General features: G+C 70.7%; 13 protein-coding genes. 3 read left to right on the plus strand and 10 right to left on the minus strand.

The window, feature by feature from the left end; genetic code table 11:
• Positions 1-20: 20 nt before the first annotated feature.
• The 8 genes from araD to QOM21_RS02795 form a co-directional block, all read right to left on the minus strand.
• Complete coding sequence (gene araD / locus QOM21_RS02760) at positions 21-1,742, minus strand: L-arabinonate dehydratase (RefSeq protein ID WP_407547893.1); 1,722 nt, start codon at positions 1,740-1,742, stop codon at positions 21-23.
• Positions 1,739-2,650: a dihydrodipicolinate synthase family protein gene (locus tag QOM21_RS02765; RefSeq protein ID WP_407547894.1), complete on the minus strand. Its 912-nt coding sequence runs from the start codon at positions 2,648-2,650 to the stop codon at positions 1,739-1,741. Before QOM21_RS02765 ends, araD begins: the two co-directional genes overlap by 4 nt.
• Positions 2,647-3,315, minus strand: a complete 669-nt coding sequence (locus QOM21_RS02770; protein ID WP_407547895.1) for a GntR family transcriptional regulator — start codon at positions 3,313-3,315, stop codon at positions 2,647-2,649. The genes QOM21_RS02765 and QOM21_RS02770 overlap by 4 nt, the downstream gene beginning before the upstream one ends.
• A 161-nt stretch (positions 3,316-3,476) precedes the next feature.
• Entirely contained in the window at positions 3,477-4,310 is an 834-nt protein-coding gene (locus QOM21_RS02775) for a pectate lyase (protein ID WP_407547896.1), read from the minus strand.
• An 88-nt stretch (positions 4,311-4,398) separates the two neighbouring features.
• Entirely contained in the window at positions 4,399-5,115 is a 717-nt protein-coding gene (locus QOM21_RS02780; RefSeq protein ID WP_407547897.1) for a hypothetical protein, read from the minus strand.
• On the minus strand, positions 5,115-5,618 hold the full coding sequence (locus QOM21_RS02785) for a SigE family RNA polymerase sigma factor (RefSeq protein ID WP_407547898.1): 504 nt from the start codon (positions 5,616-5,618) through the stop codon (positions 5,115-5,117). Before QOM21_RS02785 ends, QOM21_RS02780 begins: the two co-directional genes overlap by 1 nt.
• Positions 5,619-5,922: 304 nt before the next feature.
• A complete protein-coding gene (locus tag QOM21_RS02790) occupies positions 5,923-6,660 on the minus strand; it encodes an SAM-dependent methyltransferase (protein ID WP_407547899.1) in 738 nt (245 codons plus the stop codon).
• 339 nt (positions 6,661-6,999) lie between these two features.
• Complete coding sequence (locus QOM21_RS02795; RefSeq protein WP_407547900.1) at positions 7,000-8,043, minus strand: aldo/keto reductase; 1,044 nt, start codon at positions 8,041-8,043, stop codon at positions 7,000-7,002.
• Between the two features lie 98 nt (positions 8,044-8,141).
• On the opposite strand from QOM21_RS02795, the gene QOM21_RS02800 reads away from it, so the two are divergent.
• Positions 8,142-8,768: a TetR/AcrR family transcriptional regulator gene (locus QOM21_RS02800; RefSeq protein WP_407547901.1), complete on the plus strand. Its 627-nt coding sequence runs from the start codon at positions 8,142-8,144 to the stop codon at positions 8,766-8,768.
• 422 nt (positions 8,769-9,190) lie between these two features.
• Here the strand turns inward: QOM21_RS02800 and QOM21_RS02805 are convergent, their stop codons facing one another.
• Both QOM21_RS02805 and QOM21_RS02810 read right to left on the minus strand, forming a co-directional pair.
• A complete protein-coding gene (locus QOM21_RS02805; RefSeq protein WP_407547902.1) occupies positions 9,191-9,769 on the minus strand; it encodes a Type-2Aa cytolytic delta-endotoxin in 579 nt (192 codons plus the stop codon).
• Positions 9,770-9,954: 185 nt separating this feature from the next.
• Positions 9,955-10,683: a hypothetical protein gene (locus tag QOM21_RS02810; protein ID WP_407547903.1), complete on the minus strand. Its 729-nt coding sequence runs from the start codon at positions 10,681-10,683 to the stop codon at positions 9,955-9,957.
• A gap of 190 nt (positions 10,684-10,873) precedes the next feature.
• Here QOM21_RS02810 and QOM21_RS02815 point away from each other — a divergent pair, with 190 nt between their 5' ends.
• Both QOM21_RS02815 and QOM21_RS02820 read left to right on the plus strand, forming a co-directional pair.
• Positions 10,874-12,286, plus strand: coding sequence for an MFS transporter (locus tag QOM21_RS02815; RefSeq protein WP_407547904.1), 1,413 nt, complete (start codon positions 10,874-10,876; stop codon positions 12,284-12,286).
• 221 nt (positions 12,287-12,507) lie between these two features.
• Positions 12,508-13,041, plus strand: a complete 534-nt coding sequence (locus QOM21_RS02820) for a GNAT family N-acetyltransferase (protein WP_407547905.1) — start codon at positions 12,508-12,510, stop codon at positions 13,039-13,041.
• Positions 13,042-13,049 lie beyond the last annotated feature (8 nt).

The raw sequence follows: 13,049 nt of genomic DNA on the forward strand, positions 1-13,049 counted from the left end.
CGGGGGCGTTGCCGGGCTGCTCAACCCGCGTAGGGGTCGGGCACCTTGCCCGGTCGGGCCAGGAAGGCGAAGTCGCAGCCGGTGTCGGCCTGGGTGATCTGCTCGGTGTAGAGCGCGCCGTACCCGCGTTCGTACCGCTCGGGTGGCGCGGTCCAGCCGGCGCGGCGCCGTGCCAGCTCCGCCTCCGGCACGTCGAGCCGCAGCGTCCGCGCGGCGACGTCCAGGCTGATGGGATCGCCGGTACGGACGAGGGCGAGCGGTCCGCCCACGTAGGACTCGGGCGCGACGTGGAGCACGCACGCGCCATAACTCGTGCCGCTCATCCGGGCGTCGGAGATCCGCAGCATGTCCCGGACGCCCTGCTTGAGGAGATGCTCGGGGATCGGCAGCATGCCGTACTCGGGCATTCCAGGGCCCCCCTTGGGACCGGCGTTTCGCAGGACGAGCACATGGTCGGCGGTGATGCCGAGGGCCGGGTCGTTGATCGTGCGCTGCATCTCCCGGTAGTCGTCGAAGACTACGGCGGGGCCGGTGTGCCGGAGCAGGTGCGGTTCGGCGGCTATGTGCTTGATGACCGCTCCGTCCGGGCAGAGGTTGCCGCGCAGCACCGCCACGCCGCCCTCGGCCGCCACCGGGTTCTCGCGGGTGCGGATGACATCGTCGTCGTGGACCAGGGCGCCGGCCAACTGCTCCCGCAGCGTCGGGTGGGCGACGGTCGGGCGGTCCAGGTGCAGCAGGTCGGTGATCCGGGAGAGGAAGCCGGGCAGCCCGCCCGCGAAGTGGAAGTCCTCCATGAGGTACGGACCGCCGCCGGGCCGGACGTTGGCGAGCACCGGTACGGTGCGGGCGATCCGGTCGAAGTCGTCCAGGGTGAGCCGCACTCCGGCGCGTCCGGCCATCGCGATCAGATGGATGACGGCGTTGGTCGAACCGCCGAGCCCGAGGACGGTGGTGACGGCGTCCTCGAACGCCTCCGCGGTCACGATGTGCGACAGCCGCACGTCCCGGCGTACCAGGTCGACGATGCGCAGGCCCGATGCCGCCGCCATCCTGTCGTGTCCGGAGTCGACGGCCGGGATGGAGGAGGCCCCGGGAACGGTGACGCCGAGCGCCTCGGCGGCGGCGGTCAGGGTGGAGGCGGTCCCCATGGTCATGCAGTGGCCGGGCGAGCGGGCCAGGCCGCTCTCCAGCTCGGCCAGTTCGCAGTCGCCGATGAGGCCGGCGCGCTTGTCGTCCCAGTACTTCCACATGTCGGTGCCCGAGCCGAGGGTCGCGCCGCGCCAGTGCCCGGGGAGCATCGGCCCGGCGGGCACGAAGACGGTGGGCAGATCGACGCTGGCGGCGCCCATCAGCAACGCCGGCGTGGACTTGTCGCAGCCGCCGAGCAGCACCGCGCCGTCCACCGGATACGAGCGCAGCAGCTCCTCGGTCTCCATGGCGAGCATGTTGCGGTAGAGCATCGGGGTCGGCTTCTGAAAGGTTTCGCTGAGAGTGGCGACCGGGAATTCGAGCGGGAATCCCCCGGCCTGCCACACCCCGCGCTTCACGGCCTGCGCGCGGTCGCGCAGGTGTTGGTGGCAGGGGTTGATGTCGGACCAGGTGTTGAGGATCGCGATGACGGGCTTGCCGGAGTGTTCCTCGGGCAGGTAGCCGAGCTGCCGGGTGCGGGCACGGTGGCTGAAGGAGCGCAGCCCCTCGGTGCCGTACCACTGATGGCTTCGGTACTCCTCGGGGCGCCTCATATCGACCAGCCGGCGGCGATGGCGGCGACCTCGGCCCGCTCGTCCTCGGGCAGCGTCCGGCTCGGCGGGCGGACATCGCGGCGGCACAGACCGAGCGAGGCCAGGGCCTCCTTGACCACGCTCACGTTGTCGGCGGAGGCATTCGCGCCACGCAGCTCCTCGAAGCGGCGGATCCGCTCCCAGACCTTCATGGCGGCCGGGTGGTCGCCGGACCGGAGCGCTTCGAGCATGTTCAGCGAGACGGCCGGGGCGACGTTCACCAGCCCGGAGGTGAAGCCGGTGGCACCGGCCGAGAAGTACGAGGGGGCGTAGGGTTCGGCGAGCCCGGCGATCCACACGAACCGTTCGAGACCGGCATCGCGGGCGAAGGCGGCGAAGCGTGCCGCGTCCGGGACGGCGTATTTCACACCGATGACGTTCGGGCAGGCGTCGGCGAGTTCCGCGAGCCGGCGGCCGCTCAGCGCCGGGTTGCGGAGGTAGGGGACGACGCCCAGCTCGGGGACGGCCTCGGCGATCGCACGGTGGTAGTCGACCCAGCCGCCCTCCGAGACGTACGGGTGCACGGGCTGATGCACCATCACCATGTGTGCGCCGACGTCGCGGGCGTGCTGCGCGGAGGCGACGGCGGTCGGCACGTCGTGGCCGATCCCCGCCAGGATCGTGGCCCGGTCTCCGGCTGCCTCGATGGTCAGCTCGGTGACGGCGCGCCGCTCGCCGGGGGTGAGGGCGTAGAACTCGCCGGTGTTTCCGTTCGGCGTCAGCGTTCGGACGCCGCCGTCGAGCATGCGGCGCAGCAGCACGCGGTGGGCCTCGGTGTCGAGAGCGTCGTCCGCCGTGAACGGGGTCACCGGGATGGCCACGACATCGGCGAGGGCCGCACGGTGTGTGTCGAATGCGGCCGGTGTCATGCCTGCGCTCCTTCTGCGGTGGGGGCGTCGTCCGGCTCGGGGAAGGCCCGTTCGACGAAGGAGGCGATGTGGGCGTGGACCGCGTCGGCCGCTCCTTCGGCGTCGCCGGCCGTGGCCAGCCGGAGGATCTCCTCGTGTTCGGCGGCCTCCCGCTCCCAGGACGGCACGGCCGCCCAGGCGACGGTCGACACCAGGGCGGCCTGGTCCCGGACCTCGTCGAGCATGCGGGCCAGCAGCGGGTTGCCGCACGGCAGATACAGCGCGCGGTGGAAGTCGCGGTTGGCGAGGGAACGGTCCGCCGGGTCGGCGGCCGCCGCCGCCCGGGCCAGCGCCGTGCGGGCGGCCTCGAAGGAGGCGGCACCGCGCACGGTGCGGCGGACCGCCTCCGGCTCCAGAAGCAGCCGTACGTCATATACCTCGTGAGCCATGGCCGCGTCGACCATCCGCACGGTGACGCCCTTGTACTGGCTCACGACCACGAGTCCGGTGCCCGCGAGGGTCTTCAGCGCCTCGCGTACGGGTGTCTTGGAGACCCCGTACTGGGCGGCGAGTTCGGTCTCGACCAGTGACCTGCCTGGGCTCAACTGGCCGGTGAGGATGCGGTGTTTGATCGCTTCCAGCACATATTGCGTGCGGGAGGGTATCGGGGCGGGGGCGAAAGTCATGGGCGGCCGCTCTCCGTTCTCGTATCTCGCGCATCGCGTCTCATATATGACGCATGAAGTACGACGCGATGAAGCTAGAACGACCGAGGGGGTTCGTCAACGCTTCTGACAGGGGAACCGGAGAGACGGCCGCCGCACGACCAACAGGTGCTGCTGAAGGCTCAGTTGTACGAGATATCGGACGCCGAGTAGCGGCAGTACGTGCCGTCCGGGCCACTGCCGGTCTCGACGGGCTCGTCGCCGTTGTCATTGCCCGTGTAGTGCACGCAGGGCTTGATCTTCTTGCCGCTGTCGCCGTGGATGCGGATGTCCCGCAGCGTCACGGTGTCCCCGTAGTTGGTGTTGATGCCGGTCAGGGACTTCCCCGGAGCCGTCACGTCGACGTCGCTGACGCTGATGGCGCGCTTGTACTGGGTCGAGCAGTTGCCGCAGCTGCGGACGAGCTTGCCGAAGTCGGCGACCTGGAAGCCGCTGATGTTCAGCTTGCCGGCGCCGTTGAACTGGAAGACCTTGTCGGACGCCTTCCTCGCGCCGCCGCCCGTGACCGTGTACGTCGCACCGGCGGAGGTGCCCTTGAAGGAGGCCGCGTCCTCGCCGACGTCCTCCCACCACACGTTCTGCAGCGTGCAGCTGCCCGAGCAGTGGACACCGTCGGCGGCCGGCGAGCCGATGACGACGTTCTTGAGCACCGCGCCGTCCTTGAGTTCGAAGATCGGGTCCTGGCCCTCGCCCTGACCGCCGTCGCCCAGGTCCCCGCTGCCGTAGAAGCGCTTCAACCCGCCGTCGTACGTACCGGAGACCTCGATGGTCTCGGAGACCGGCTGACCGACGCCGGACGCAGGCCGGTCCGCGGCGGCGTTCGCCGTTCCCGCCTGCGTCGTGGTGAGGATGGCGGCGCCGGTCAGCCCGGCTGCGGCGAACCCGCCGAGTACCGCGCGGCGGCGGCCGATGGACCTGCGGTGGCGGCCCGCGGACCGCTGTTCTGCTGACGTCATGTCCCGTCTCCTTCGGTGGGGGTGAGACCTACGTCGTCCTGTCGCCACCGGAGGCGGAAGAGGTTGCCGGGGCCGGGAAGTTTTTCCCTCAGTCGATTCGGGGAGCGAAGTCCCCCCGTACCGCTACCTGTTCATCGCCGGACCGTGCGGTAGCCGCGTAACCGTCCGCGGTCGCGTCCCGGCCGCCGCGCGCATGGTGGTACTGCCCGGCGAAGACATGACTGCCCGCCGGCACCGTGCGGCCTCCCTTCAGCGTCCAGCGGTAGACGAGGAAGCCGTCCTCGGCCTTTGTGGTGAGGACGAAGTCACGGGCGGGCAACGTGCGCCACGCGCCGGCCGGCCGTACGCCCTCGGTGCGTGCGACGCGCAGCTCCACAGCGAGCGAGGTCAGCGGCTGCGTCGTCTTGAGAGTCACATTGCTCTGAGCCCAGAAGTCGTTGCTGTGCGGGTCGACGGAACCGTCGCTCCAGAGCGGGCCGTCCTCCGTGCGCACGCCGCGCGGCGAGGTGCTGGGCGCGGGCGGGGAACTGCGGCTGGGCGGCACGGTGCGTGCGGGAGCCACGGCTTGCGTGGGGGCGCCGCGCGAGTGTTCGTGCAGCAGGACGGACATGCCGTAGCCGCCGGCCACCAGGACACCGGCGGCGGCAGCGGCAGCTCCCGCGATGCGCAGCGACGGCCGGACGGAGCGCCGCGGGGCCGGCTTCCCCTGGGCCGACATGCCACGCTCGACACGGGCCAGCATCCGCTCCCGGTCCGGGCGGTGAGCCGCCGCGCTCTGCCGCAGTTGTCGGCGCAGCTCGTCCATCACGTCCTCCTGCCGACGAGTTCCCCGGTGGCGCCGGTACCCAGCAGCCGTTCCAGCTGGGCCATCCCCTTGGAGGTCTGGCTCTTCACCGTACCCACCGAGACACCGAGGGCGAGCGCGGTCTCCCGCTCGGACAGATCGAAGGCGTGCCGCAGCACGACACAGGCCCGCTTGCGGAACGGCAGTGTGCGCAGGGCCTGTTGCACATCGACGACGGCCGGCACATCCGGCGCGTCGGTGTACTCGGCGCTCTGTGCCCAGAACAGTGCGACCCGGCGGCGCTCCCGCATCGCACTGCGGATGTGGCTGCGGGCCAGGTTTGCCACCACTCCCCTGGCGTACGCCGCGGGACGGTCGGCCGCGCGGACCCGGTCCCAGCGGCGCCAGAGGGCGAGCAGAGCGTCCGCCGCCAGGTCATCAGCACCTTCGGGGTCTCCGGTCAGCAGGCGCGCGAGCCGGGCGAGTTCGGCGTAGTGGCGCTCGAAGAACACACGGAACTCCACGGCGGCATCGTCCCCGGCCGCCAGGGCGTCCGCCGATCGATACGCGGCCGGGGCCGCCCGCCCCGCACCCGGATCGCCGCGGCGGCCAGGCGTCGTCCGACCGTTCACCACGCCCCCCATGTTCGAGATTTCGGCCGACAATCGGAATCGCGAACACAGGCTAGAGGCAGGAGCAACGCCGGGCAACGGGCGGGCCGGGGCCGGCCGGAACGGCGGCACCGACGCCGGCTGTGGCATTTCAGCCTTCGCCGACCTGCCGAACGGTGGGATCACAGCCGGGACGGCGCCGCGAACCGATGCAGGGTCAGTCGGAGGTCCGGCGCAGGACCAGGCAGACGAAGCCCCAGGTGTCCCGGTAGACGCGCAGCCATTCGGAGCGGCGGGTGGCGGCCGTCACGAGGGCTTCGGAACTGTCCGGGTGATCACGATGGTCCAGGGCCCATGAAGCCAGCGATCCCCAGCACGCCCACTCGTAGTCGTCCAGTTCCCGGCGTGTGCTGACGTGACCGTGGACCGGCGTCCACCCGTCGGCGGCCACACGATCCAAGGTGGTTGCCAGGTCGGCGAAGTCGCCGAGCATCTCTACGGCTTCCCGCGACGGCTCTTTCTCCCAGAAACCGTCACCGACCAGGACGCGTCCGCCCGGAGCCAGGTGCTTGCGTGCCGCCGCGAGAGTGGGCAGCAGCCCGCCGAAGGCATGGGCGGCTCCTACGCTGAGCACCAGGTCGAAGGGGTGCGGGGAGGTGAAGTCGGCGGCTGACCGCTGGTGGAGGACCAGGCGCTCCTGGAGGTTGCGGCTGCTCGCGGCTTCACGGGCCTGCGCCAGAGCCTCTTCGGAGATGTCGACACCCTCGGCCCGCACTCGCGGGCCGGTGGACAGGGCACGAAGAAGCCACTCCCCTCCTCCGCAGCCCAGATCGAGCACGCGCGCGTCGGCACGGGAGATCCCACGGTCGAGCAATTGGCGCACCGAATCGTCGTCGAGCGGCGACTTGATCGGGTGATCGACATGAGCGATTCTCGAGATCTGTTCACTGTTCACCGGCGCAGCCTGACACCGGCCGACGACCGCACGCACCTCCATTTTCCTCGGTACGCCGCGGTCCGCTCACGCCCATGCCCCCCTCCTCGCAGCCGTATTCAGCCCCCAGCAGTTCGGCGACGAGGATTCCGGCCGATGACGCGGACGATCCACCGGACAGGCCCTAGGGTGTGTCCGCAAAGTCCCGCCTGACCCGCGACGCCTGGCACGCACGCTCGCTGCGTTGTCGGGATCGCCCACGTAGACCCACTACGAGGACACCCTCCGCCTTGCGATCGCACGCACCAGACGCCGCGGCCCCCGCCCTACGGGCGGACGGCGGACCTTTGCGGAGACGCCCTAGGCGATGCCGACCGGGCGGGGGTTGAGGCGGGCGAAGCCCTCCTGCCGCTCGTAGGGGAAGTACGGGTACGGCGCGGGCTTGGCACTCGCGGCGTCGAGGCGGGCGGCCTGTTCGCCGGTCAGCTCCCACCCGACCGCGTCGATGTTCTGGCGCAACTGCGTCTCGTCGCGGGCGCCGATGATGACGGAGGAAACCGTGGGACGCCGCAGCAGCCAGTTGAGGGCGATCTGTGGAATGGTGCGGCCCGTCTCCTCCGCGATCTCCGCAAGGACGTCGACCACGCGGAAGAGGAGCTCGTCCTCGACCGGCGGGCCGTAGTCGGCGGTGTCGTGCAGACGGCTGCGCTCGGGCAGCGGACGGCCGCGCCGGATCTTGCCGGTGAGCCTGCCCCAGCCCAGCGGGCTCCAGACGACCGCCCCTACGCCCTGGTCGAGCCCGAGGGGCATCAGCTCCCATTCGTAGTCGCGGCCGATGAGGGAGTAGTAGACCTGGTGGGCGACATAGCGCGGGTGGCCGTTCCTGTCCGCCGCGGCGAGGGACTTCATCAGCTGCCAGCCCGAGAAGTTGGAGACACCGGCGTAGCGGATCTTCCCTGCCTGTACGAGCTGGTCCAGCGTGGCGAGCACCTCCTCGACCGGGGTGGCGGCGTCGAAGGCATGGAGCTGGAAGAGGTCGATGTGGTCGGTGCCGAGGCGCCGCAGGGCATCCTCGGTCGCCTTGATCAGCCGCGTACGGGAGGTGCCCGCATCGCCCGGACCGTCACCCATCGGCAGCCCGGCCTTGGTGGAGATGATCACCTCATCCCGGCGGCCCTTGATCGCCTGCCCCAGAACCTCCTCGGAGGCGCCGGCCGAGTACACGTCCGCGGTGTCGAACATGGTGATGCCGGCGTCCAGCGCGATGTCGACGAGTCGGCGCGCCTGCTGGGCGTCCGTGTCGCCCCAGGCCCCGAAGAGCGGACCCTGACCGCCGAAGGTGCCGGTGCCGAAGCTGAGAGCGGGGACCTTGAGCCCGGATGCGCCGAGTTGCCTGTACTCCACGACTGTCCCCTTCCCCAACGAGCTAATGGGTCGCTCGTTCCGTTAAGATGTCTCGACGGTAGCAGAAACTCGACCCCAAATGGAACTGGAGTGCCGTTATGGATTCCGAGAGTGCCGACCCGGGGACGCTGCGCCCGGGCGGACGCACGGCGCGGGTGCGGGCCGCGGTGCTGTCGGCGGCCGGAGACGCACTGGCCGAAGGGGGCTTCGCGCGGCTCGACCTCGCCGACGTCGCACGTCGCGCGGAGGTGGGCAAGACGACCGTCTACCGCCGCTGGGGCACCGTGACCGGCCTGGTGGCCGACCTGCTGGAGGACATGGCCGAGCAATCACTGCCGCGCACCGAGACCGGCTCGCTGCTCGAAGACCTCAAGGCCAACGCCGACCTCGTGTGCCGCACTCTGGCCGACCCCCGCCAGGGCGCGATGTTCAAGGCCGTCCTGGCCGCCGCCACCTGCGACACCAAAACCGCCCAGGCCCTGCACCGCTTCTACGAGATCCGCGTCCGGGAATGGGCACCCTGTGTGCAGCAGGCCGCCGAGCGTGGGGAGGTGCCGGAGAAGACCGACCCGCACGCGGTCATTCGGGCCGTATCCGCGCCCCTCTACTACCAGCTCCTCACCACACACCTGCCGCTCGACGAGGCCGACGCGCAGCGGGCCGCTCAGGCAGCCTTCACGGCGGCACGGGCCGGCGTGTACGTCCGGGACGTACGGACCGGATGACACACGGGGAGCTTGCGCGCGGGGCAGACAGCATGCGGAGTGCTTGTGCGCGGAGCAGTTGGCACGCGGAGCCCTCGTGCGGGGCAGGTGGCACGCGGGCTGATGACCGCGCAGGCGCCTGCACCGGCAGGGGGCGGTGAGTCGGAGGGGGCGCCGTCCGGCGCACTCCCGGTGGGACGGGGGCCGTGACGGAGACGGGTAGGGGACGGAACTGACGTCCCGTAAGGCGCCGCTCTTGTGGGGCCACGACGGCCACGCCGTCAGCCTTCCCCGCGTCGAGGCCCAGCTTCTCCCCGGGTTCACCACCGGGCTGGTCAGCGGACACGAACGCCCTGCCTGGCGAGCCGCAGCGGAGCCACTCGCCATCGGATCATCCGGCCCGGGACGGCGGGCCGGGAGGGTGACTGCCCCTCAGGCGGCAGTCAGGACACCGGTTGCAGCTCCTGGCGCACCACGATCGCGTTGAGCCTCAGCGCGAACCGGGCGACATCGGAGATCTCCAAGGCGCCGACCCGCGCCTTGTCCAGGCCGATGGTGGCATCCACGCAGAAGGCGATGGCGTACACCCCCGCCCCGGTCTCCTCGTCCTGGAGGGCGAAGAACAGGTCCCGGTAGAAGCTGGTGTGTTCCTCGCCTTCCTCGTAGTACGAGAGCCCCGGCTCGCCCTCCTGCGCGGCGAGGCCGGTGAAGGCGCGCACCAACTCCTCCTCGATCGTGTCCCAGAAGGAGGCGTCGGCGAACGAATCCGGCAGTGCCTGACGCACCGCCTCCTTCAAGGAGAGCACCATCACCATGATCGGGGCGTACTCCTGAAGGCCCCAGCCACGAACCGTCTTGACGATGACGCCGTCGGGTATCGCTGCGGCGGCCTCCCGGATGTTGCCGAAGTCGAAGTTGACGGTCGCCGGGGCAATCGCCTCCTGGAACACCCGGTCGATGGCCCGTGCCTGGTCGACGTGGTCCGTGCCCACGTCGATGACGGTTTTGAAATTGCCGGCCAAAGCTCCTCCTGTGTGTCGCGGTAATCAAGAGGGGCAGTATGCCGAGCAGGCTTCGAGCGGTGCAGGGGCGTCCCGGTGTGCGGACGACGCCGGATCGTCACCGGTCGCAGGACGCCGAGGAGAGCACTCCGGCCGAGCCCGGCTCACCGGAGGCGAACCGCCCAACGGCGTTCGCGGCGCGGGAATCAGGAGCGGGCAAGAGCCACCATCCCCTTGTGGCCCACGTTCGGTGCGCTCAGAGCCAGCCATCCGTGCCCACCTATCCGGGTGTTCGCGTCGATGCCGGGGTGCACCGACAGGTACTCGCACGCCGACATGGCGCTCTCCGTGCCCTCATTCGGCTCGGCCTCGTCGAAGTCCGGGTCGAAGTCCTCGTCATCGACGGCCCGCGTCTCCCACGCCAGCGGCTCGCCCACCCACTCCGGATCGCTCTCGCGTGCGTAACGGCGCCGGATGTGCCCCTCCTCGGCGACCACCCAGATGTCGGCACCGCCCGCGATGTCCTCCAGGAACATCTGTGCCTCTCCGCACCGCCGGCTCAGCCGGTGCACGGCGCCCATCATGCCGTCCCAGCTGTGGCCGACGACGGATTCCAGGCCCCCGTAGACCAGCCGCCACCCGTCGAGTTCCGGCGTGACGAAGACTCGGTCCGCTCCCGGACGGGACGGCAGATCCGCGACGTTCACGCCCTCGCGGAGGGTGACCGGTATCCGGTCGTGCAGGTCCAGAGCCTCGAACAGTCCTTCGTAGCTCTCGCCCGGCACCGCGAACCACCAGGCTGTCGGCAGTCCGTGAACCGGCGCCTCCCCCACGGACTTGAGCAGCGCCCGACGCGCAAGCAGCCTCCTGCCTCGCTCCCCGAGACGGTCGGTGAAGCCGTTCTCCAGCAGCGACTCAAGACTGTTCTCCCTCATAGGACCGGAGCATAGGGACAGCCACTGACACCGGCCCGCACGCACCCGCGGTCCGAAGAAGTTCCTTCTCCGAGCAGGAACCGGCGCCCCGGATGGCACCGTTGGTGGCGCGGCCCGGCGTGAGTGCCCGGCGCGCCGCCGGACTGCTCAAAGCCCTGGGACGCGTGCGTTTCGGCAATACCGTGTCGCCATGGTGCCCGCCGGTAGCCCTCAGGCCGATCGACAGAAGGGGCCGGCGGGCTCGGGCCGGCAGGTGGCCCCGCTTCTCGCGGTGTGCGCGGGCTACTTCATGGTCATCCTGGACGTGACGGTCATCAACGTCGCCGTTCCCGTGGTGGGCCGGGAACTGTCCGCCTCGCTCACCGGCATCCAGTGGATCACGGACGGCTACACCCTGGTCTTCGCCGGCCTGCTGCTCACCGGCGGTGCGCTGGGAGACCGGCTGGGCAACCGCCGGATCTTCTGCACCGGCGTGGTGGTCTTCACCCTCGCCTCGGCGGGCTGCGGGCTGGCCGGGAGCACCGGCACCCTGATCGCCGCCCGGCTGCTGGAAGGACTGGGCGCGGCGCTGATCGTGCCCGGCTCCCTCGCCCTCCTCCAGCAGGCCTATCCCGAACCCGCCGAACGTTCCCGGGCCTTCGGCCTGTGGGGCTCCATGGCCGGCATCGCCGCCTCAGCCGGTCCCCTTCTGGGCGGTCTCCTGGTCACCACGGTGGGCTGGCGCTGGGTCTTCTTCATCAATCTGCCCGTGGGCTGCGCCTGCCTGCTGCTGACGCTGCGCCGCGTGGCCGTTTCTCCCCGGCGCACGGACCGTCCCCTGGACTGGCCGGCCCAGTGCGCGCTCGTCACGGCGGTGGCCTTGCTCACCGCCGTCCTCAACGAGGCGGGACGACGGGGCTGGGCCGACCCGCTGATTCTCATCGGGGCCGGTCTGTGCGTGCTGGCAGCGGCCGCGTTCGTCCTGCGCGAGCGCCTTGCCCGCTCCCCCGTGCTACCCCTGCGGCTGCTGCGCTCCCGCCCGATGAGCGGGGCCGCGGCCATCGGCCTGCTGTTCAATTTCGCCTTCTACGGCATGATTTTCACCGCCAGCCTGTACTTCCAGCACTACCGCGGCCTGTCGGCGCTGCGCACCGGTATCGCTCTCTTCCCGGCCGTCGCCATGACGATGTTCGCGTCCGTCCTGTCCGGACGGCTGGCACGCCGCACCGGACACCGCCCACTCGTGATCACCGGCATGACCCTGGGAGCGGCCGGTCTGGCCGGGTGGGCCGCAGCCGGCGCCGATCCGCACTACTTCCTGCTCGTGGGGCCGATGATGGCAGCGGGCTTCGGCACATCCTTCGCCCTCACCGGGGCGACCTCCACCGTGATGTCGGCCGCCCCCGAGAACTACTCCGGCACCGCCTCCGCCCTCTTCAACACCACCCGTCAGATCGGCAGTGCCGCAGGGGTCGCGCTGGGAGGCTCGCTGCTGACCACCACCGCCGGCTTCGCCACCGGCCTGCGCACCAGCATGGCCATCGGCGCGGCCGCGTATGTCACGGCCGCCGTCCTCGCCGTCCTCTGCATCCCCCGGAAGGAACCCCGCCACCTCACCGACTGAACGGTGACGGACCGGCCGGAACGGACGTCGGAATCGGGACCTTCACCGCGGCGGCGCTCCCCTCCCCGCCACGGAGCCCACCCCGGAATCGGCGACCGCGAATCCGCCTGGGCACGGACGTAACCGAGTTCCGCAGCCGAGGGCCCCAACTGATCGCGCCCCTCCATAAGACCGGGCGACCCGGTTGAGCAGGAGCCCCGGACGTAAAGGATCATGCGGGCATGGCTGATCACCCATCCATCTCACCGACGACCGCGGTACGGCTCACGCGATACACCCCGACCGAGCAGAACGAGATCCTCGGTGACGGCGCAGATCCGTTCGGCGTCGCGTCCACGGGCCTCACCTGGTTGCCCAAGGAGGACCACTTCGGCGTCACGCTTGGCGGCCGCCTCGTGGCGCATGCCGGCCTCCGCATCCTGCCCGTCTCGATCGGCGGTGTCGGCACCGAAGTGGTCGGCGTGGGCGGTGTGGCCGTTGCGCCCGATGTGCGGGGGCGCGGCTTGGCTCGGCAGGTCATCACCGCAGCCCTGGACCACGCACGAACCCTGGGACCTCGGCACGGGCTCCTCTTCTGCCGGAACGCTCTCGTCCCCCTCTACGGCCGGCTCGGCTGGCGAGCGCTGGAGCAGGAGGTCCGCGTCGAGCAGACTCAAGGGCCCGTCCTGATGCCGCTGCGGACCATGGTCACGGCGCTCCACGACGGAGCGAACTGGCCGACCGGAGCGGTGCGGCTGCATTCCCTCCCCATGTGACCGGGCTG

The sequence above is a fragment of the Streptomyces sp. Pv4-95 genome, assembly GCF_045782725.1.
Lineage (GTDB): Bacteria > Actinomycetota > Actinomycetes > Streptomycetales > Streptomycetaceae > Streptomyces.